The organism is Cupriavidus sp. GW823-FHT07B10, from assembly GCF_058794355.1.
On sequence record NZ_JBXAGS010000002.1, the window covers coordinates 26,507 to 46,691 of the forward strand.

Here is a 20,185-nt window from a genome sequence, read left to right on the forward strand (position 1 = left end):
CTGCCTTACTTCGCCGCGCGCGAGCCCGACGCCGCGGTAAATACCCCCAGCCCGATAAACGCCGCGCCGGTCAGGTAGCGGCCGAGCGCGCGCGCCCTGCCGGCGCGGCGCAGTGCCGGCATCACCGCGGCGGCGGCCATCACGTAGCAGGCGTCCGTGGTCGCGGCGATCAGCACGAAGGCCACGCCCAGTGCCAGGCTCTGCGTCAGCGCCGAGCCTGCCGGGTTCATGAACTGCGGCAGGAAGGCGGCAAAGAAGATCGCGGTCTTGGGATTGAGCAGCGCCACCACGAAGCCGTCGCGCACCACCTGGCGCAGGCTGCGTGGCGCTGCTTCAACCGTGCCGCCGTCAGCCGCCGCGGCGCCGCCACGCAAGGCGCGGATGCCCAGCCAGATCAGGTAGGCCGCCCCTGCGTACTTGACCACCGAAAACGCCAGCGCCGATACCGAGAACAGCACCGCCAGCCCCAGCGAGGCGCCGATCGCGTTGCCCAGGTTGCCCAGCGCCACCGCGCCGATCGAGGCCAGCCCGGCCTGCCGGCCCTGCGCCAGGGTGCGCGTGACGATATAGACCACGGCCGGGCCGGGCGTGATGGCCAGCGCCAGGCTGGCCAGCACGAATGCGGTCAGCAAAGGCCAGGGGGGAAGGAATTCGGTCATGGGCAGCCTCATTCAATGGTTGGATGCGGGCGGCAGCGCGCCTGCGGCATGACGCCCGCCAGTATGCGCCGAGCGCCGGCGCTTGTGCCAGTCCCGGCATGGCTGCCGGGCCGGTCATGCAAGCCGGTGGCAGGCACGCAGACTTTTGCAACAGGCGCCGTTTAGAGTACTCTCGCCGGAGTGCCTGGAAGGCACCACGTGCGCCGCAATGCCCCCCAGGGAAACCCTGATCCCTGAATGTGGCTCATGCCAGGCATGACGCAATATACGACAGCGAACACGGAACCCGTTCCTACAATCGCTGGTTCTTTCCCGCGCGCGGCGGATGCCGCTCGCCGGGGCAAAGCGCATGCACGGCGCCGAGGGCACGCAGATCGTCCCGGCGCCTGAGCCAACCTGAGGAGGACATCGATCGTGTGGAGTCAAGTCTATGACCCGCTAGGCAATATGGCGCTGTCGACCATTGCCGCGGGCATTCCCGTCGCCGTGCTGCTGGCAGCGCTGGCGTTCTTTCATATGCAGGCCCACCTGGCGGCGGGGCTGGCGTTGCTGATCGGCATCGTGGTCGCCTCCACGGTGTTCGGCATGCCGGCGGCAATGGCCGGCAAGGCAGCGGGGCTGGGCATCGTGTCCGGGCTGTTCCCGATCGGCTGGATCGTGCTGAACATCATCTTCCTGCACCGGCTGACAACCCTTAACGGGTCATTCAAGGTCTTGCAGAACTCGATCTCCGGCATCACCGAGGACCGCCGCCTGCAGCTGCTGCTGGTGGCGTTCAGCTTCGGCGCCTTCTTCGAGGGCGCGGCCGGCTTCGGCACACCGGTGGCCGTGACCGGCGCCATCCTGATCGGCCTGGGCTTCTCGCCGCTGGCCGCCTCGGGCCTGGCGCTGATCGCCAACACGGCGCCGGTGGCCTACGGCGCGCTGGGCGCCCCGATCATCGGCCTGGCGTCGGTGACCGGGCTGGACCTGCTCGACCTGTCGGCCATGATCGGCCGCCAGCTGCCGTTCTTCTCCGTGATCGTGCCGTTCTGGCTGATCTGGGCCTTTGCCGGCTTCCGCGGCATGCTGGCGATCTGGCCGGCGATCCTGGTGGCGGGCGTGAGCTTTGCGATCCCGCAGTTCCTGGTGTCCAACTACCACGGACCGTGGCTGGTGGACGTGATCGCCGCGCTGGTGTCGATGGGCTCGCTGACGCTGTTCCTGAAGGTCTGGCATCCGAAGGAGATCTGGACCTCGACCAGGATCCTGGGCCGCCACGACGACTCCAAGGTCGACCATCCCGAAGCGCTCGAAGCCGATGCCCGCGCCAGCGCCGCCTCGGCCGGCATCTCGGTGGCCAAGGCCTGGATGCCGTGGGTGATCCTGACGGTGTTCGTCTTTGTCTGGGGCGTGCCCGAGTTCAAGAAGCTGATGGATAGCCTGTGGGCGTGGAAATTCCCGATCCCGGGGCTGGACAAGGCCATCGTCAAGGTGCCGCCGGTCGTGCCCAAGGAAGTCATCGAAGGCGCGGTCTTCAACTTCAACGTGCTGTCGATGGCCGGCACCGGCATCTTTGTCTCGGCCATCGCCGGCGGCCTGCTGATGGGCTACTCGGTGCCGCGCCTGTTCAAGGAATACTGGGAAACCATCAAGCTGGTGCGCTACTCCCTGCTGACCATCTGCGCGATGTTCGGCGTCGGCTACCTGACCCGCTACTCGGGCCTGGATGCCACGCTGGGCCTGGCCTTCGCCCACACCGGCGTGTTCTATCCGCTGTTCGGCACCATGCTGGGCTGGCTGGGCGTGGCGCTGACCGGTTCGGACACGGCCTCGAACGTGCTGTTCGGCGGCCTGCAGAAGACCACGGCGGAGCAGCTGGGCCTGTCGCCGGTGCTGATGGCCTCGGCCAACAGCTCAGGCGGCGTGATGGGCAAGATGATCGATGCGCAGTCCATCGTGGTGGCCTCGACCGCGACCAAGTGGTACGGCCACGAAGGCGACATCCTGCGCTATGTGTTCTTCCACTCGATCGTGCTGGCGATCCTGGTGGGCCTGTTCGTGACGCTGCAGGCCTATGTGCCGCCGTTCACGCATATGGTGATCCACCACCCCTGACCATTCAGAAGTTTCCGCGCTGCGGTTCTGACAAGGCCCCGCCCCTGGCGGGGCTTTTCCATTGTGCAAGGCGCGTATCATGTTGTGTCTGATCCGCCGCACGCGCGCCCCCACCTCCCACGAAGACGCCGGGGCGCGCCGGGCACAACGGGAAACCTGCCATGTTGCGTCGCCTGGAAAGACTGATCGCCCCCTTCCGGGGCATGCCCGACCACGAGCCGCCCGGCCAGGTCTGGCGCTTTTATGCCTGGTACCTGCGCGAAGTGTGGGGTGTGTTCGCGCTGCTGTTGCTGGTGGGTCTGGTCGGCGCACTGATCGAGGTGGCGCTGTTCAGCTTCCTCGGCCGACTGGTCGACATGGCACAGACCACGCCAGGCGCGGAGTTCTTCAGCCGGCATCGCAACGAGCTGCTGTGGATGGCCGTGGTGGCGCTGCTGCTGCGCCCGATCTTCTTCGGCCTGCACGACGTCCTTGTGCACCAGGTCATCAACCCCGGCCTGGCCAACCTGATCCGCTGGCAGAACCACCGCTACGTGCTCAAGCAGAGCCTGTCGTTCTTCCAGAATGATTTTGCCGGGCGCATCGCGCAGCGCATCATGCAGACCGGCTTCTCGCTGCGCGATTCCGCGGTGCAGGCGGTGGACGCAATCTGGCACGTGGTGATCTACGCGATCAGCTCGCTGGTGCTGTTCGCGCAGGCCGACTGGCGGTTAATGATCCCGCTGCTGCTGTGGATCGCGTGCTACGTGGCCGCCCTGCTCCACTTCGTGCCGCGCGTGAAGCAGCGTTCGGTGGTCGCCACGGAATCGCGTTCCCGGCTGATGGGGCGTATCGTCGACGGCTACACCAATATCACCACACTCAAGCTGTTCGCCCACACCCGTCACGAGGAAGACTATGCGCGCGACGCCATGTCCGAGCAGACCGAGAAGTCGCGGCTGGCCGGGCGCATGATCAGCGGCATGGACATCACCATCACCGCCATGAACGGCGCGCTGATTGCCGGCACCACGGGGCTGGCCCTGTGGCTGTGGAGCGAGGGGCACGTCACCACCGGCGCGATTGCGCTCACCACCGGGCTGGTGATCCGCATCAACAATATGTCCGGCTGGATCATGTGGGTGGTCAACGGCATCTTCGAAAACGTCGGCCAGGTGCAGGACGGCATGAAGACGATAGCCGTGCCGCGCGTGGTGACCGACCGCGCCGACGCGAAGCCGTTGCGCGTCACCCATGGCGAGGTCCGCTTCGAGCGGGTGGGATTCCACTATGGCAAGGGCTCAGGCGTCATCGAAGGCGTGGACCTGACGGTGCGCCCGGGCGAGAAGATCGGGCTGGTCGGCCCCTCCGGCGCCGGCAAGTCGACGCTGGTCAACCTGCTGCTGCGACTCTACGACGTCGAGCGCGGCCGCATCCTGATCGACGGCCAGGACATCGCCGCGGTCACGCAAGAAAGCCTGCGCGCACAGATCGGCATGGTCACGCAGGACACCTCGCTGCTGCACCGGTCGATCCGCGAGAACCTGCTCTACGGCAAACCCTCCAGTACCGAGGCTGAACTGCAGCAAGCCCTGCACCGCGCCCGCGCCGACGAATTCACCCCGCACCTGGTCGACGCCCACGGCAATACCGGGCTGGAGGCACAGGTCGGCGAGCGCGGCGTGAAGCTGTCAGGCGGACAGCGCCAGCGCATTGCCATCGCGCGCGTGCTGCTCAAGAATGCGCCGATCCTGATCCTGGACGAAGCCACCTCGGCCCTGGATTCGGAAGTGGAAGCGGCAATCCAGGAAAGCCTGGAAACGCTGATGCAGGGCAAGACCGTGATCGCCATCGCCCACCGGCTGTCGACGATTGCGCGCATGGACCGGCTGGTGGTGCTGGACAACGGCCATATCGTGGAAAGCGGCACGCACGCGCAATTGCTGGCGCACGGCGGACTGTATGCGCGGCTGTGGGCGCATCAGACCGGGGGATTTGTGGGAGTGGATTGAGTCGCTGGTTTGCTCCCCTCTCCCGCTTGCGGGAGAGGGGAGCAAACATTCGCCTGGGCTGACGATTCAGCTAATCAATTGCCGCCAGCCGGCGGCTCCACGCGCACCGGATCGATGCGCGGCTCCTTGAGCTTGGCCTCGATCGCCTTGCCCTTGCGCGCGCGCTTGCCGACGTAGGCCTGCAAGGCCACGCCTGCCAGCTTCTGCGAGGTCGGCTTGCCGCCGCGCCCCGCGCCCGAGAGCATCAGCCCCGGCGCGCCGACGCCCACCGCCTGCAGCAGCTTCTCCTTGGGTTCCAGCTCGATCAGGATCACGCCACGCCCGCCGGCGGACAGCACCTTCACTTCATCGAGCGCCACCAGCAGCAGGCGGCCGTTGCCGGACAGGCAGGCCACATGCGTGGCCTCGTCGCCGATCGGCGCCGGCGCCAGCGGCGTGTCGCCGTCATCCAGCGTCAGGAACGACTTGCCGCCCTTCTGCCGGCTGATCATATCGCCGACCTTGGTCTGGAAGCCATTGCCGCCCGCGGTGGCGATCAGCATGCGCTGCTCCGCGCTGCCGGCAAAGGTGTGCGCGACCTGGCTGCCGGACTGCAACTCGATCAGCGTGGTGATGGGCACCCCGTCGCCGCGCCCGCCAGGCAGGCTGGCGACCGGCACGGAATAGACCCGGCCGTTGGTGCCGAAGGCCAGCAGCACGTCGACGGTACGGCATTCGAAGGTGCCGTAGAGCGCGTCGCCGGCCTTGAAGGTGAACTGCTGCGCGTCGTGGCCATGGCCCTGGCGCGTGCGCACCCAGCCCTTCTGCGACATCACCACCGTCACCGGCTCGTCGATCACGCGCACTTCGGCCGCGGCGCGGCGCTCTTCCTGGATCAGCGTGCGGCGCGGGTCCTTGTCTTCCGGGCTGTACTGCTTGGCGTCGGTCTCGATCTCCTTGATGATGCGGCGGCGCATCATGGTCTCGGACTTGAGCAGCACGTCCAGGTCGGCCTGCTCCTCGCGCAGTTCCTTGAGTTCCTTTTCGATCCGGATCGCTTCCAGGCGCGCCAGCTGGCGCAGCCGGATTTCGAGGATGTCCTCGGCCTGGCGGTCGCTCAGGCCGAAGGCCTCGATCAGCGCCGGCTTGGGCTCGTCGCTCTCGCGGATGATGCGGATCACCTCGTCGATATTGAGCAGCACCAGCATCCGGCCTTCGAGGATATGGATGCGGTCCTCGACCTTGCCCAGGCGGTGGCGCGTGCGGCGCGTGACGGTGTCGAAGCGGAACGCGATCCACTCCGACAGGATCTCGCGCAGGCCCTTCTGGCGCGGGCGCCCGTCGGTGCCGATCATCACCAGGTTGATCGGCGCGCCCGACTCCAGGCTGGTATGCGCCAGCAGCGTATGGATGAACTCCTGCTGGCCGACGTTCTTGCTCTTGGGCTCGAACACCAGCCGCACCGGCGCATCCTTGCCCGATTCGTCGCGCACCGCATCCAGCACTGCCAGCACGGTGGCCTTGAGCTGCTGCTGGTCCTGCGTCAGCGCCTTCTTGCCGGTCTTGATCTTGGGGTTGGTGATTTCCTCGATCTCTTCCAGCACCTTCTGCGCCGAGGTGTTCGGCGGCAGCTCGGTCACCACCAGCTGCCACTGGCCGCGCGCCATCTCCTCGATGGTCCAGCGCGCGCGCACCTTCAGGCTGCCGCGGCCGCCCTCGTAGATCTGGGCGATATCGGACGCCGGCGAGATGATCTGGCCGCCGCCCGGGTAGTCCGGCCCCGGCATCAGCGCCAGCAGCTCGGCCAGCGTGATATTGGGATTGCGGATCATCGCCACGGTGGCCGCTGCGACTTCGCGCAGGTTGTGCGGCGGGATCTCGGTCGCCATGCCCACCGCGATGCCCGAGGCGCCGTTGAGCAGCACGAACGGCAGCCGCGCCGGCAGCAGCCTGGGCTCCTGCATCGAGCCGTCGTAGTTGGGGGCGAAATCGACCGTGCCTTCATCGATCTCATCGAGCAGCAGCCGCGAGATCGGCGTCAGGCGCGCTTCGGTGTAGCGCATCGCCGCCGCGCCGTCGCCATCGCGCGAGCCGAAGTTGCCCTGGCCGTCGATCAGCGGGTAGCGCAGCGAGAAGTCCTGCGCCAGGCGCACCAGCGCGTCGTAGGCGGACTGGTCGCCGTGCGGGTGGAACTTGCCCAGCACATCGCCGACCACGCGCGCGGACTTGACCGGCTTGGCGTCGGCGCGCAGGCCCATCTCGTGCATCGCGAACAGGATGCGGCGCTGCACCGGCTTCTGGCCGTCGGCCACCTCGGGCAGCGCGCGGCCCTTGACCACGCTGACGGCGTAGTCCAGGTAGGCGCGCTCGGCGTAGCGCGCCAGCGTCAGCGAATCGGCCGGCTCTTCAGGTTGAAACGTGATGTCTTGTTGTTCCATGGGTAGGCAAGAATTCGGCGCGCCACGTTGAACTGCCGGCGCGCCGGGTTGCTTGTTGTTCGGGTATGCCGGTCAGGGCATGGCGCGGCGCCCGCCGATGACCATCTTCACGCGCGGGCCGTCCGCGCTGGCGCTGGCGCGCTTGAGCACCGCGCCCTGCTGCGGCTGGTACAGCCGGTAAAACTGCAGCACGGTGCTGACATACTGCCGGGTCTCCGGGTAAGGCGGAATGCGGTTGTTGTAGCGCTGCACCGCGCCCTCGCCGGCGTTATAGGCAGCCAGCACCAGCTCCAGGTTGTTCGGGAACAGCTGCATCAGCCAGCTCAGGTAGCGCACGCCCGCGGTGATATTGGTGCGTGGATCGGCCAGCTTCTGCTCGATGCTTCGGCGCGCATCGGCGTTCACGCCAAAGCGCGCGCCGGTGTCGGGGATCACCTGCATCAGGCCGATCGCGCCCTTGGGCGACACCGCGCCCGGGTTGAAGCCCGACTCGACCGCCATCACCGCCTTGACCAGCGCGGGATCGACATCCTGCTTGCCGGCGATCTGGTGGATCAGCGGCTCGACGGTCTTGATATTGGGATGGTTGACGACGTAGCGGTACAGCTTGTGCTGCTCCAGGTCGATGTCAGCGCCAGCGGCCGCCTGCGACTGCCGCGCCGCCAGGCGCGCGGTATCCAGCTTGCCGCCATCCTTCATGAACAGCTTGTAGCGCGCGTCGAGCTTCTGGTCGGCAAAGTGCGCCACGCCATCGGCATCGATAAAGCCCCACAGCTCGGCATGCGCCGCCGGCACGAAGGCGAGCCCGGCCAGCGCCACGACGGCTGCCGCCGCCTTGCGCCATGGTTTGCCGGGAGTTCTCGTCGTCATCGTGCGTTCCAGATTACTGTCCGTTGGCGGCCGTCGGGAATGACGGCCAGGCAGACTGGGGGATTATCTACCCAATCACCGGCCGCCGCTTTCCGCTCAGGTTTCGCTCAGATATCGGCCTCGACCTCGTTGCCCTTCTCTTCCAGCCAGCTGCGGCGCTGCGCGGCCTCGCCCTTGCCCATCAGCATATTCATCATCTCGACGGTCTGCGGCAGGTCGTATTCGCCCAGCGACACGGGCAGCAAGCGCCGCGTGTCGGGGTTCATGGTGGTTTCCCAGAGCTGCTCGGCGCTCATTTCGCCCAGGCCCTTGAAGCGGGAAATCTGCCACGAGTTTTCCTTGACGCCGTCCTTGAGCAGCTTGTCCTGGATGGCCAGCAGCTCGCCTTCGTCCAGCGCGTACAGCTTCTGCGCCGGTTTCTTGCCGCGCGCGGGTGCATCGACGCGGAACAGCGGCGGACGCGCCACAAAGACGTTGCCGGTCTCGATCAGCTTGGGGAAGTGCCGGAAGAACAACGTCAGCAGCAGCACCTGGATATGCGCGCCGTCCACGTCCGCGTCGGACAGGATGCAGATCTTGCCGTAGCGCAGGTTGGACAGGTCGGGCTCGTCGTTGGCGCCGTGCGGGTCCACGCCGATCGCCACCGCGATGTCGTGCACCTCGTTGTTGGCAAAGAGACGATCGCGCTCGGTCTCCCAGGTATTGAGCACCTTGCCGCGCAGCGGCAGGATGGCCTGGAACTCCTTGTCGCGGCCCATCTTGGCCGAGCCGCCGGCCGAGTCGCCCTCGACCAGGAACAGTTCGTTGCGGGTCACGTCGGTGGACTCGCAATCGGTCAGCTTGCCGGGCAGCACCGCCACGCCGGAGCCTTTTTTCTTTTCGACCTTCTGCGCCGCGCGCGTGCGCGCCTGGGCCTGGCGGATCACCAGCTCGGCCAGCTTCTTGCCGTACTCGACATGGTGGTTCAGCCACAGCTCCAGCGCCGGACGGCTGAAGGTGGAGACCAGCCGCACCGCGTCGCGGCTGTTCAGGCGTTCCTTGATCTGGCCCTGGAACTGTGGGTCCAGCACCTTGGCCGAGAGCACGAACGAGGCGCGCGCAAACACGTCTTCGCTCATCAGCTTGACGCCCTTGGGCTGCAGCGCGTGCATCTCGATAAAGCTCTTGACCGCCTGGAACAGCCCTTCGCGCAGGCCGGATTCATGCGTGCCGCCGGCCGGCGTCGGGATCAGGTTGACGTAGGACTCGCGCACCGGCGCGCCGTCTTCGGTCCAGGCCACCACCCAGGAGGCGCCTTCGCCCTCGGCAAAGCCTTCTTCGCCGGGATTGGCGTCGGGGTCGGCAAAATGCTCGCCCTCGAACATCGGGATCACCAATTCCGCGCCGCTGCCCTGCGCCAGCGCCTCGACCAGGTAGCCCTTCAGGCCCTGGTCGTACTGCCAGGTCTGGCGCTCGCCGGTCTTCTCGGTCACCAGCGTGACCTTGACGCCGGGCAGCAGCACCGCCTTGCTGCGCAGCAGGCGCTGCAGCTCGGCCAGCGGGATCGCGGCCGAGTCGAAATACCTGGCATCCGGCCACACCTGCACGCGGGTGCCGCTCTTCTTCTCGCCCCGCTCGATCTTGCGCGAGGCCAGCGGCACGGTCACGTCGCCGCCGGAGAAGGTCAGCGTCGAGCACATGCTGTCGCGCCACACGGTCACGTCCAGCTGCGTCGACAAGGCATTGGTCACCGACACGCCCACGCCGTGCAGGCCGCCCGAGAAGGCATAGGCACCGCCCTTGCCCTTGTCGAACTTGCCGCCGGCGTGCAGCCGGGTGAAGACGATCTCGACCACCGGCACGCCTTCTTCCGGGTGGATGCCCACCGGGATGCCGCGGCCGTCGTCTTCCACGCTGAGGCTGCCGTCGCGATGCAGGGTCACCAGGATCTCGGAGCCGTGGCCGCCGAGGGCCTCGTCCGAGGCGTTGTCGATCACCTCCTGCACGATATGCAGGGGGTTGTCGGTCCGGGTGTACATGCCGGGACGCTGCTTGACCGGCTCCAGGCCCTTCAGGACCCGGATGGAAGATTCGCTGTACTGACTGGTTTTGCTCGCCATGGAGTCGCTACGAAAGTGATGGTCCCGGCTGCCATGAGGCGCACAACTGTGCACGCACCGGGGCACCGGGCACTGCATTGTAATGGAAGCGGGCGACGGCAATCCCGCCAAAAAGGCGCTTGGCCTGCCGACCCGCGCTGGCGCCGGTTTTGCCGGGCCGCCGCCACTTTTTGCCAGGGCGCCGGCAGCGCGGGCAGCGCCGTACGCGTTTTCCCGAGCCGGAGTAAACTCGCCAGCACCCGGCCCCGGCAAGCCCGATTGCCGTCCCGGCATGGACAACAACAAGCACACACAATCCCTGTCGGCACCGCGCTTACCCGGCGGGACTGCCGCACATCGAGCCAAGACATGCAGAACCGACAACTCTCCCTGACCACCGTACTTGTGTGCGGTGGGCTGCTCGTGACCCTTTCAATGGGCATCCGGCACGGCTTCGGCCTGTTCAACCTGCCGATCACCCAGGCCCATGGCTGGAACCGAGAGACCTTCGCCTTCGCGCTGGCGCTGCAGAACCTGATGTGGGGCGCCAGCCAGCCCTTTGCCGGGGCGCTCGCCGACAAGTTCGGCGCGCTGCGCATCATGCTGGTCGGCGTGGCGCTGTACGTGGCCGGGCTGGTGGTGATGGCGCTGGCCACCAGCGGCACCGCCTTTGCCACCGGTGCCGGCGTGATGATCGGCATCGCCCAGTCCGGCACCACCTACAGCATCGTCTACGGCGTGATCGGCCGTGTGGCCAGCCCCGAGAAGCGGGTCTGGGCCATGGGCATCGCCGCCGCGGCCGGCTCCTTCGGCCAGTTCCTGATGATCCCGGTGGAACAGGGCCTGATCTCCGGGCTGGGCTGGCAGAACGCCCTCTATGTAATGGCATTGATGGCCTGCGTGATGCTGCCGCTGGCGCTGACGCTGCGCGAGCCGCGCGAAGCGGCCCACACCGGCGGCCACCACCAGACCATCGGCCAGGCCGTGCACGAAGCCTTCGGCAACCGCAACTTCCAGCTGCTGACGCTGGGCTACTTCGTGTGCGGCTTCCAGGTGGTGTTTATCGGCGTGCACCTGGCGCCCTACCTGAAGGACCAGGGCCTGACCGACCCAAAAGTCGCCGTCGTGGCGCTGGCGCTGATCGGGCTGTTCAATGTATTCGGCACCTATACCGCGGGTGCGCTGGGGCAGCGCCTGCCCAAGCGCTACCTGCTGTCCGCCATCTACGTGACGCGCTCGGTGGTGATCGCCAGCTACCTGCTGCTGCCGCTGACGGTGGCCAGCACCTGGGTGTTCGCGGCGGTCATGGGCTTCCTGTGGCTGTCCACGGTGCCGCTGACCAACGGCATCATCGCCCAGGTGTTCGGCGTGAAATACCTGTCGATGCTATCGGGCGTGGTGTTCTTCTCGCACCAGATCGGCAGTTTCCTGGGTGCCTGGCTGGGCGGCTTCCTCTACGACCGCACCGGCGGCTACAACACCGTGTGGCTGATCGCGATCGCGCTGGGCGTGGTGGCCGCGCTGGTGAACCTGCCGATCCGCGAGCAGGCGCTGGTGCGCGCGCAGCCGGCGGCGGCATGATGAGCACGACCCAGGCGCGCGTGATGAAGGCAGCCGGGCTGGCGGTGCTGGCCGGGGTGCTGGCGCTTGGGTTCGTGGGTTACCTGCGGCCGGGGTTCATGGTCGACCTGACCAACATGGTGTTGGCCTGGTGCGGGTGAGGGTCGGCTTGCCTGACCTCAGGCCCCCTCGCCCTTCGACTTCGCCTCCAGCACTTCCCAGCGCTCCAGCGCTTCCAGCAGTTCCATCTCGATCTCGTCGTGCCGCGTGCCCAGCTGCGCGGCCTTGGGCGCATCGCTGACATAGAGCGAGCCGTCCGCGAGCTGTGCCGAGATCACCTTCTGCTCGGTTTCCAGCGCGGCAATGCGCTCCGGCAGGCCGTCCAGTTCGCGCTGCTCCTTGTACGACAGCTTGACCGTACGATTGGCGCCGCGCGCTTCGCGCGAATCCTTGCCCTTCACCGGCTCTGCCGCCTTCTGCTCCGGCTTGCGCGCCGCTTGCAGCGCCGCGCTGCGGGCCGACTGCTCGACCCAGTCGGAATACCCGCCCACCGACTCGCGCCACACGCCATCGCCCTCGGCGGCCAGGGTCGAGGTCACCACGTTGTCCAGGAAGGCGCGGTCGTGCGAGACCAGGAACACGGTGCCGCCATAGTCCTGCAGCAGTTCTTCCAACAGTTCCAGCGTGTCGATGTCGAGATCGTTGGTCGGCTCGTCCAGCACCAGCACATTGGCCGGGCGCGCAAACAGGCGCGCCAGCAGCAGCCGGTTGCGCTCGCCACCAGACAGCGACTTGACCGGCGAACGCGCGCGCTCCGGCGCGAACAGGAAGTCGCCCAGGTAGCTCATCACATGCTTGCGCTGGCCGTTGACCTCGACCCAGTCGCTGCCCGGGCTGATGGTGTCGGCCAGCGAGCGCTCCAGGTCCAGCGCGGTGCGCATCTGGTCGAAGTACGCCACCTGCAGGTTGCTGCCGTTGCGCACGGTGCCGCTGTCCGGCGCCAGTTCGCCCAGGATCAGCCGCAGCAGCGTGGTCTTGCCGGCGCCGTTGGGGCCGATCAGGCCGACCTTGTCGCCGCGCATGATGGTGGCGGTGAAGTCGCGCACCACCACCTTGTCGCCGTAGGCCTTGCTGACGTCGGTCAGCTCGGCCACGATCTTGCCGGAGCGGTCGGCCTGCGACACCTCCAGCCTGACATTGCCCTGCACCTCGCGCCGCGCGGCGCGCTCGTTGCGCATCGCCACCAGGCGCTGGATGCGCGACACGCTGCGCGTGCGGCGCGCCTCCACCCCCTTGCGGATCCACACCTCTTCCTGCGCCAGCAGCTTGTCGAACTTGGCCTGCTCGACCTGCTCGGCGGCAAGCATCTCTTCCTTGCGCGCCTGGTAGGCGGCGAAGTTGCCGGGGAAGGACACCAGCCGGCCGCGGTCCAGTTCGATGATGCGGGTGGCGACGCGGTCGAGGAAGGCGCGGTCGTGGGTGATCAGCAGCACGCTGCCGCGGAAGCCCAGCAGCAGGTCTTCCAGCCAGCGGATCGCTTCCACATCGAGGTGGTTGGTGGGCTCGTCCAGCAGCAGGATGTCGGGCTCGACCACCAGCGCCTGCGCCAGCGCCACGCGTTTCTGCAGGCCACCGGACAGTGCCTCGACGCGCGTGTGCGAATCCAGCCCCAGGCGCGCCAGCGTGGTTTCCACGCGGGTGCGCAGCTGCCAGGCGCCGGCGGCGTCGAGCTCGGACTGCAGCCGGTGCAATTCGGCCAGCGCGGCTTCGTCGTCGTGGTTCTCGGCGACGCGGTCGGCGGCGGCCTCGTAGCGCACCAGCAAGTCGTGCGCATCGCCCATGCCCTGCGAGACCGCGTCGAACACGGTGATGCCCGCCTCGAACTGCGGCTCCTGCGGCACGTAGGCGCTGGTCACGCCGCTCTGGCGCGCGATCAGCCCGTCGTCGGGCGCCGACAGCCCCGCCACGATCTTCAGCAGCGAGGACTTGCCCGAACCGTTGCGCCCGATCAAACCCACGCGCTCGCCGGCCTCCAGCGAAAAGTCGGTGTGATCGAGCAGGGCCACGTGCCCGAAGGCAAGCTGGGCGTCGGTAATGGAAAACAGGGCCATGGGAAAAAGACGAGACGACGAGGGAAAGGAGGGACGGCCTGGCAGCCAGGGCTGGCGTGGCACGGCAGCCCGCATTGTAGACGACCGGGGCCGGGCCAAGGCTGGCCCCAAAAAAGAAGGGCCCGCGCACTGCGGGCCCAAGAGTCTCTCCTCGGTGCCCTGCTCGCAAGGCACGAAGCCAGCATAACAACGCCCCCCTGCCCGCTCCAGTCGGAAAAGTCCGTAAGGGAAAGCCCCGTCAACCGCGATTTCTGGACGCCGCCGCGGCAAATTGGTACGACCAAGGCACTCATGCGAAGATGTCGGCCGTGCCAATGGCCTGCTGCCACCTTCATGACCACCGCTTCGCTGAAATTGTCCGACCTGTCCGTGTCCGCGCTGGTCGCCGGGCTGGTCGCCACGCTCACCGGCTATACCAGTTCGCTGGTGCTGATGATCCAGGCCGGCCACGCCGCCCACCTGACCGATGCCCAGATTTCGTCCTGGATCTGGGCGCTGTCGATGGGAATGGGGATCACCACCATCAGCCTGTCGCTGGCGCTGCGCGTGCCGATCGTGGTGGCCTGGTCCACGCCCGGCGCGGCGCTGCTGATCGCCAGCCTGCCCGGCGTGCCCTACGCGGAAGCCATCGGCGCCTTCCTGCTGGCCGGGCTGATGATGGCCGCGGCCGGCATGACCGGGTGGTTCGACAAGCTGATGCGCGCCCTGCCCGCCAGCATCGCGTCAGCCCTGCTCGCCGGCATCCTGTTCCGCATCAGCGTGGATGTGTTCGTGCAGGCGCAGCACCAGACCGTGCTGCTGCTGGCGATGTTCGCCGCCTACCTGCTCGGGCGGCGCCTGTGGCCGGCCTATGCGGTGCCAGGGGTGCTGCTGACCGGGGCGGTGGTCGCCGGCGTGCTCGGCCAGCTCGATTTCTCGGGCGTGCGGCTGGCGTTGGCGGTGCCGGTGTGGACCACGCCGGCATTCTCGCTGTCAGCCTTGGTCAGCATGGCGGTTCCGCTGTTCATCGTGGCGCTGGCCTCGCAGAACATCCCCGGGCTGGCCGTGCTGCAAGCCGACGGCTACCACGTGCCGGCCTCGCGCCTGATCTCGATCACCGGCCTGACCTCGGCCGTGCTGGCGCCGTTCGGCTCGCACGGCGTCAACCTGGCGGCGATCACCGCCGCCATCTGCACCGGCCCGCAGGCCGACCCCGACCGCAACCGCCGCTATACCGCGGCCGTGGTCTGCGGCGTGGGCTACCTGGTCGCGGGCACGCTGGCGGCCAGCATCGCGGCGCTGTTTGCGGCCTTTCCGCAAGCGCTGGTGGTGGGCGTGACCGCGTTCGCGCTGATGGGCTCGATCGCCAACGGCCTGACCGTGGCCATGCAAATCCCGGCCGAGCGCGAAGCCGCGCTGCTGACCTTCATGATCACGGCGTCCGGCATGACCCTGGCGGGTGTCGGCTCCGCGTTCTGGGGCGTGGTGGGCGGCATGCTGGCGTTCCACGTGCTGCGCCGGCGCGCCGCCTGAGCATCGCCGCTAGAGCATCAGGAAAGCCACGTCCGCGTAGCCGATATCGTCGGACGACACGCCCCTGCGGCGCTGGAACAAGACATGCTGCAGCACGCGGTCGCGATGGGCCGCGAAGGTTTCCGGATCCAGGTTCAACGCCGCGCGCGCGTAGTGCTCGGCCATCAGCTTGTAGACGCGATGACGCACCTGCAGCATCTCGTTCGCCGCCTGGAGCCGGCTCATTTCCCCCACATGGTCTTCGTCCAGCTGACGCATGCTGACCACCACCCGGGCATGCATGCCCCGGTAGCGATCGACCTCCGCATGGGCCTTGCGCAACTCTTCGCGCAGCGACCGCACCTCCTGCAACAGCTTCAGGTTGTGCTGCACGCCGCGTTGGATGCGCGAAGCCTCTTCCAGTGCTTGGTCCGCCGCGGCGATGGTGTCCTGCCACGGATTCGCGTCCGGCGCGGGCGCCCCGTCCCCGGGCTGCGAAGACGTCCAGGCGGCCGTGCCGTCGATGCCATTGTGATGCATACCGCTCCCCTTACCCATGCCCGCCGCCGGCATCGTGGGGTTCGTGCCGGCTTGGTCGGGCCAACTACCGCGACTGCCCTGTAGGACTTGTGCCGCGGGCCGGCCATGCGCCCGCTTGTTCTCTTCGTTATAGCCACATTCAATCCTCCATCACCGCTTTGCACAACCACCGCAACGGAGGGACGCGGCTTTGGCGCAACATGCGGGAGCGCTAAGATGCCGGCTTCGGCCCGTTTCGGCCCACCCACTTGTACGCTCCCATGAACGGATACCTGCTCCTCGCCCTCGCCATCGTCGCCGAAGTCATCGCCACCAGCAGCCTGAAGGCGTCGCAGGGCTTTACGCGGCTGGTCCCCAGCGTGCTGGTCGTGACCGGCTATGTGGCGGCGTTCTATTTGCTGATGCTGGTGATGCGGACAGTGCCGGTGGGAATTGCCTATGCGATCTGGAGCGGGGCCGGGATCGTACTGGTATCGCTGATCGCGGTGGTGCTGTACCGGCAGGTGCCGGACCTGGCGGCTTGCGCTGGGATTGGTCTGATTATTGCCGGCGTCGCCGTCATTCAGCTGTTTTCGAAGACTAGCGCGCATTGATCGTAGGTATGCTCGGCAGTGGATGACCCCTCATCCACTCTTGCCGCAGTCCCATTTTGGGACTGGCATTGCCCACATGCGAATCATAGCGAAGAGGTCTTTGCTGCAATTCAGCAAGTTCCACCCCGAAGCCAGGCAACCGCTGCTTGCCTGGCATGAAGAAGCCCGCTGCGCGGCCTGGACCGCGCCCAGGGACATCAAGGCACGCTACGCCAGTGCCAGCTTCGTCGGCAGCAACCGCGTGGTCTTCAATCTCGGCGGGAACAAGTACCGGCTTATCGTCGCTGTCGCATACCGGTTGGGGGTCGTCTGCGTGAAGTTCAAGCGCTGGCCGCGGTCTCCGCCCTGGTCGACGCAGACCCTGCGCCCGACACGCCTGAGGGCGACAAGCTGGAAATCCTCTCCATGCTGGTGGAACGGTATGAAGCCGGGCACTTTCCGATGGATCTGCCGGATCCGATCGCCGCGATCCGCTTTCGCATGGAACAAGCTGGCCTCACGCCACGCGACATGCAACCGTACCTGGGTAACCTCAACCGCGTATATGAAGTGCTCAATGGCAAGCGCGCGCTGAGTCTGGCCATGATCCGGCGGCTGCACCGTGACCTGAAGATTCCCGCGAACGTGCTGATCGCCGAACGCAGTGCGGCATGAGCACTTGCGCAGCGACTGGCGCGCGTGCTAGCCAAAGCGCGCATCGATCTGCTTCCTGGCCCAGTCCGAGGCATGCTGCCATGCCTCGCCTTCGCTGAAGAACTGGCCCGGAACAAGATGGTGATCGAAGACCTTGAGTGGCGCGCCATCCGCCGCTTTCGCGCAGATGGTCACCTCACCTTGCCAGGGGCCGCCAACGCCAAGGGACGTTGCCGATGCTTCATACCAGTGGTCGCGGTAATACGTGAACCCTTGGAGATCCATGTCTTTCTCCACTTGTGGCGTTCAGGAAGTGTCAGTCGTTGGCGTCGCCTGAAGTGGCCTGGTCAATCTCCCGTTTCGCGCACGCATAGGCGTTATCGATCGCGACCGATTCCGTGGGAGCAAGCGCCCCGGTGTTGTGCCGGTGTCCGTGACCGCGGATGCCATATGACCAGTCCCACTGGCCGCCCGAGTCCTTTTTGGCCTGGATTGAGATCTCTCGGCCTTTGTATTTCAGTTCCATGGCGAGCGCTCCGGAGTTTGGAGGATCGTAGCATGAAGCACCTGTCAATCCAGGCCCTCGACGGCGAGGCTGGCGCCATCTTCTTGGGCTGAAATTCCGGGGGAATACCTAGATTGAGTTGGGGAGAGGGCACAGCTGGGAACCACAGGGTACGGACTGTGGACTGGTCCCGCCGACAGGAATCGAACCTGTATCTAGCGCTTAGGAGGCGCTCGTTCTATCCATTGAACTACGGCGAGGGACAGGACTGTCAGGATCGGGAACCGCGGGCGCGGTGATCCTGGAGACGGCCCGGAGTATATCAAAATCCGCACCGGCCCGGCTCGCCCGCAGTGGCGGACCCGTCCCGGCGGCCTCGCCCGGCAAGGCGGCCGGACGACGGCAGGCGCGTCGGCCGGCCGGCATGGCGCAGGGCGCGGCGCCCCGGCCGGTGGTGGCCGCGGGCGCAGTTGGCGGCGGCAGTGGCGCAGCTGCGGTGGCAGGCTTGTCCGCGCAGGTTGCAGCGCAATTCCCAGTCGATCAGTCCGGACATGGCAGGCTCCTTGATTCGGTGATGGCCGCGCGGTTCAGGCGAGGCCCAGGCCCAGGTTCAGGCCGCCCAGTTGGGCTTGCAGCAGCGCGCCCAGCAGCAGCCAGCCGATGTGCAGCGCGGCGCTCGGGCGGCGCATGCATGTTTCCACCTGCTCGCTGCGGCTTTCGCCGGACAGGCACCAGGAGCAGAAATGCTCACAGTTGTTGGTCAGCAAGTGGTAGGCGTTTTCGCCAACGCGGGAACGGGCGCGTTCGACGGCCTGGCGGCCGGCGAAGCGGGCGCAGGGTTCCGGCCTGACGGCGATGCCGAATCCGGCGGCGAAGGCTTCGAGGGTAGTTTCTTCAACTGGCGCGGCTTGCAGGGAGCGGGCGAAACCGGCGTAGTGGATGACGCGGCCGGCGCCGGCATAGATCCCATGATGGGCGTAGCCGTGGCGCTTCGTGACCAGGTGCGCGCCGAGCGGCAGCGGGTCGGCGAAACGATCGTCGCTGCCGGTAGCGCGTTCTTGTTGTTCCTGGATGTTCATGGCTGGCCTCGGTGTGTCTGGTTGCTGCAGGCATTGCTGCTTCATGCCAGACCAACAGCATCAACCATGCCAATACCAGGGAGGCACGGCAGGACAACGGTTTGGCGGGAATCCGGGGGTTTTGGAGGGGATGGACTGTCGGATGGCAGCCAACCGCGTGGCGGCAACTCTGTTGGCTGGCAGCCACCATTCGCCGTGCGCCGGGGCCTGGACGGGCTGGCGGCAGCGATCGCGCGATGCGTACGCTGTGGTGGGCGCATCCCGACACTGGCTGGCCGGGTGTCGGGTCCAGGCCAACGTGGCAGGCCCGCCGGGGTGGGCCCCGTTGTCGCCACTCCGCCCTGCAGCCCGCGCCGGCCTTGGGTTTCCAGTCGCCCGCCTGCCACACCCATGCTGTGGCAGGCGCCTTGCTAAATACCGGTACCGCCCCCCGGCGCCACGCCACATCCACCGGAGACCGATCATGGCCACCCTTGCGATCAACGATCCGCCCGTTCGTGCCCTCGTCTCCGCTGCCGCTCGGGACGGTGATCAACTTTTACGAGATCAACTACAGCTTCTATGCTGATCAGATGAACAACCAGTTCCAGAACATCGATATCCGCAACAACGCGCCAAACGCCAACATCAATGTCCAGGGCGACCAGGGCGCGAGGAACGACGGCCGGCTGATCTGATGCTGATCTGAGCGCCAGCGCCGCCGTGGTAGTGCCCCGGCTGGTCCGGGGCTTCACGCGGACCGGAGACAAGATTGGGTTTCGACTCGCACTTCCAGTGGACCTCGGCCGCATGCACGGACGTCGGGCGCGTGCGCGAACGCAACGAGGACGCTTGCCTGGACCTGCCCGGCCAGGACCTGTGGGCGGTAGCCGACGGCATGGGCGGCCATGCCGTGGGGGACTTCGCCAGCCAGGCGGTGGTCCAGGCGCTGGCCACGCTGCCGCCGCAGCCCCGGCTGGAAGACCGGGTCGACGCCACGCGCGCGGCGCTGCAGGGCGTGAATCTGGCGCTGGTCGATGAAGCGGCGCGCCTGGGCGTGCGCTGCATCGGCAGCACGGTGGTGGTGATGCTGGCGGGCGATCGCCGTTGCGCCTGCGTGTGGGCCGGCGACAGCCGCCTGTACCGGCTGCGCGGCGGCCAGTTCGCGCGCCTCACGCGCGACCACAACCAGGTCGAGCGCCTGCTGGCGCGCGGGCTGATCACCCCGGAAGAAGCGCGCCACCATCCCGCGCAGAACACCATCACACGCGCAGTCGGCGCGGCCCCGACGCTGGCGCCGGAGCAGCTGCTGACCGAGGTGGCCGATGGCGACGTCTACCTGCTGTGCAGCGATGGCCTGAGCAACGAGGTCGACGATGACGACATCGCGGCGGTGCTGGCGCAGCAGGACGTTGCGCAGGCCGCGCCGACGCTGGTGCAGATGGCGCTTGATGCCGGCGGCCGCGACAACGTGTCGGTGGTGGTGCTGCGTGCGGCGGACCCCTACGGCTCTGACAAGACGCTGGTCAATCCCGAGCTGGACGCCTGAAGGCGCGACCGCCGGCAGCCTCGGCCCCCTGCC

The 20,185-nt window shown here is 67.2% G+C and carries 19 protein-coding genes, 1 tRNA gene and 1 pseudogene; 10 read left to right on the forward strand and 11 right to left on the reverse strand.

Features of this window, described 5'->3' with window-relative positions; genetic code table 11:
- Nucleotides 1-5: 5 nt before the first annotated feature.
- Nucleotides 6-659 (reverse strand): LysE family translocator, encoded by a 654-nt coding sequence (locus tag AC1Q6V_RS04955; RefSeq protein WP_011615762.1) that lies wholly within the window; start codon nucleotides 657-659, stop codon nucleotides 6-8.
- 414 nt (nucleotides 660-1,073) lie between these two features.
- Here AC1Q6V_RS04955 and AC1Q6V_RS04960 point away from each other — a divergent pair, with 414 nt between their 5' ends.
- A complete protein-coding gene (locus tag AC1Q6V_RS04960; protein WP_439670816.1) occupies nucleotides 1,074-2,756 on the forward strand; it encodes an L-lactate permease in 1,683 nt (560 codons plus the stop codon).
- A 161-nt stretch (nucleotides 2,757-2,917) separates the two neighbouring features.
- The gene (locus AC1Q6V_RS04965; protein ID WP_454751412.1) at nucleotides 2,918-4,747 is read left to right on the forward strand and encodes an ABC transporter ATP-binding protein; all 1,830 of its coding nucleotides are present in this window, start codon (nucleotides 2,918-2,920) and stop codon (nucleotides 4,745-4,747) included.
- 74 nt (nucleotides 4,748-4,821) lie between these two features.
- Here the strand turns inward: AC1Q6V_RS04965 and parC are convergent, their stop codons facing one another.
- The 3 genes from parC to AC1Q6V_RS04980 form a co-directional block, all read right to left on the reverse strand.
- Nucleotides 4,822-7,164 carry a DNA topoisomerase IV subunit A gene (gene parC, locus AC1Q6V_RS04970; protein ID WP_454751411.1) on the reverse strand — a complete coding sequence of 781 codons (2,343 nt, stop codon included), beginning with the start codon at nucleotides 7,162-7,164 and terminating at the stop codon, nucleotides 4,822-4,824.
- A 72-nt stretch (nucleotides 7,165-7,236) separates the two neighbouring features.
- On the reverse strand, nucleotides 7,237-8,034 hold the full coding sequence (locus tag AC1Q6V_RS04975; RefSeq protein ID WP_058696637.1) for a lytic transglycosylase domain-containing protein: 798 nt from the start codon (nucleotides 8,032-8,034) through the stop codon (nucleotides 7,237-7,239).
- Between the two features lie 107 nt (nucleotides 8,035-8,141).
- The gene (locus AC1Q6V_RS04980; RefSeq protein WP_454751410.1) at nucleotides 8,142-10,133 is read right to left on the reverse strand and encodes a DNA topoisomerase IV subunit B; all 1,992 of its coding nucleotides are present in this window, start codon (nucleotides 10,131-10,133) and stop codon (nucleotides 8,142-8,144) included.
- Nucleotides 10,134-10,481: 348 nt separating this feature from the next.
- Here AC1Q6V_RS04980 and AC1Q6V_RS04985 point away from each other — a divergent pair, with 348 nt between their 5' ends.
- Both AC1Q6V_RS04985 and AC1Q6V_RS04990 read left to right on the forward strand, forming a co-directional pair.
- Complete coding sequence (locus tag AC1Q6V_RS04985; RefSeq protein WP_037023614.1) at nucleotides 10,482-11,693, forward strand: MFS transporter; 1,212 nt, start codon at nucleotides 10,482-10,484, stop codon at nucleotides 11,691-11,693.
- Nucleotides 11,690-11,833: a hypothetical protein gene (locus tag AC1Q6V_RS04990; protein ID WP_155737093.1), complete on the forward strand. Its 144-nt coding sequence runs from the start codon at nucleotides 11,690-11,692 to the stop codon at nucleotides 11,831-11,833. Before AC1Q6V_RS04985 ends, AC1Q6V_RS04990 begins: the two co-directional genes overlap by 4 nt.
- An 18-nt stretch (nucleotides 11,834-11,851) precedes the next feature.
- Here the strand turns inward: AC1Q6V_RS04990 and AC1Q6V_RS04995 are convergent, their stop codons facing one another.
- On the reverse strand, nucleotides 11,852-13,783 hold the full coding sequence (locus AC1Q6V_RS04995) for an ATP-binding cassette domain-containing protein (RefSeq protein ID WP_010813571.1): 1,932 nt from the start codon (nucleotides 13,781-13,783) through the stop codon (nucleotides 11,852-11,854).
- A gap of 333 nt (nucleotides 13,784-14,116) precedes the next feature.
- Here AC1Q6V_RS04995 and AC1Q6V_RS05000 point away from each other — a divergent pair, with 333 nt between their 5' ends.
- The gene (locus AC1Q6V_RS05000; RefSeq protein ID WP_010813572.1) at nucleotides 14,117-15,295 is read left to right on the forward strand and encodes a benzoate/H(+) symporter BenE family transporter; all 1,179 of its coding nucleotides are present in this window, start codon (nucleotides 14,117-14,119) and stop codon (nucleotides 15,293-15,295) included.
- 9 nt (nucleotides 15,296-15,304) lie between these two features.
- Here AC1Q6V_RS05000 and AC1Q6V_RS05005 read toward each other — a convergent pair whose 3' ends face one another.
- The gene (locus AC1Q6V_RS05005) at nucleotides 15,305-15,814 is read right to left on the reverse strand and encodes a hypothetical protein (RefSeq protein WP_010813573.1); all 510 of its coding nucleotides are present in this window, start codon (nucleotides 15,812-15,814) and stop codon (nucleotides 15,305-15,307) included.
- A gap of 260 nt (nucleotides 15,815-16,074) precedes the next feature.
- Between AC1Q6V_RS05005 and AC1Q6V_RS05010 the strand changes: the two genes are divergently transcribed.
- The 3 genes and pseudogenes from AC1Q6V_RS05010 (at nucleotide 16,075) to AC1Q6V_RS05020 (ending at nucleotide 17,061) form a co-directional block, all read left to right on the forward strand.
- Nucleotides 16,075-16,407 (forward strand): DMT family transporter, encoded by a 333-nt coding sequence (locus tag AC1Q6V_RS05010; protein WP_010813574.1) that lies wholly within the window; start codon nucleotides 16,075-16,077, stop codon nucleotides 16,405-16,407.
- Between the two features lie 76 nt (nucleotides 16,408-16,483).
- A pseudogene (locus AC1Q6V_RS05015) lies at nucleotides 16,484-16,669 on the forward strand (type II toxin-antitoxin system HigB family toxin); the annotation flags it as partial.
- A gap of 29 nt (nucleotides 16,670-16,698) precedes the next feature.
- On the forward strand, nucleotides 16,699-17,061 hold the full coding sequence (locus tag AC1Q6V_RS05020; protein ID WP_058696640.1) for a helix-turn-helix domain-containing protein: 363 nt from the start codon (nucleotides 16,699-16,701) through the stop codon (nucleotides 17,059-17,061).
- A gap of 27 nt (nucleotides 17,062-17,088) precedes the next feature.
- On the opposite strand, the gene AC1Q6V_RS05025 is transcribed toward AC1Q6V_RS05020, so the two are convergent.
- The 5 genes from AC1Q6V_RS05025 to AC1Q6V_RS05045 all read right to left on the reverse strand — a co-directional run bounded on the left by AC1Q6V_RS05025 (nucleotide 17,089) and on the right by AC1Q6V_RS05045 (nucleotide 18,624).
- Nucleotides 17,089-17,325: a hypothetical protein gene (locus AC1Q6V_RS05025; protein ID WP_010813577.1), complete on the reverse strand. Its 237-nt coding sequence runs from the start codon at nucleotides 17,323-17,325 to the stop codon at nucleotides 17,089-17,091.
- A gap of 31 nt (nucleotides 17,326-17,356) precedes the next feature.
- A complete protein-coding gene (locus tag AC1Q6V_RS05030) occupies nucleotides 17,357-17,566 on the reverse strand; it encodes a hypothetical protein (protein WP_010813578.1) in 210 nt (69 codons plus the stop codon).
- 164 nt (nucleotides 17,567-17,730) lie between these two features.
- A tRNA-Arg gene (locus tag AC1Q6V_RS05035) sits at nucleotides 17,731-17,805 on the reverse strand.
- Nucleotides 17,806-17,867: 62 nt separating this feature from the next.
- Nucleotides 17,868-18,098: a hypothetical protein gene (locus AC1Q6V_RS05040; protein WP_010813590.1), complete on the reverse strand. Its 231-nt coding sequence runs from the start codon at nucleotides 18,096-18,098 to the stop codon at nucleotides 17,868-17,870.
- A gap of 34 nt (nucleotides 18,099-18,132) precedes the next feature.
- Nucleotides 18,133-18,624, reverse strand: a complete 492-nt coding sequence (locus AC1Q6V_RS05045) for a lecithin retinol acyltransferase family protein (RefSeq protein WP_010813591.1) — start codon at nucleotides 18,622-18,624, stop codon at nucleotides 18,133-18,135.
- 497 nt (nucleotides 18,625-19,121) lie between these two features.
- Here AC1Q6V_RS05045 and AC1Q6V_RS05050 point away from each other — a divergent pair, with 497 nt between their 5' ends.
- Both AC1Q6V_RS05050 and AC1Q6V_RS05055 read left to right on the forward strand, forming a co-directional pair.
- Nucleotides 19,122-19,301 (forward strand): hypothetical protein, encoded by a 180-nt coding sequence (locus tag AC1Q6V_RS05050; RefSeq protein ID WP_234788091.1) that lies wholly within the window; start codon nucleotides 19,122-19,124, stop codon nucleotides 19,299-19,301.
- A gap of 74 nt (nucleotides 19,302-19,375) precedes the next feature.
- Nucleotides 19,376-20,152 carry a PP2C family protein-serine/threonine phosphatase gene (locus AC1Q6V_RS05055; protein WP_010813593.1) on the forward strand — a complete coding sequence of 259 codons (777 nt, stop codon included), beginning with the start codon at nucleotides 19,376-19,378 and terminating at the stop codon, nucleotides 20,150-20,152.
- Nucleotides 20,153-20,185 lie beyond the last annotated feature (33 nt).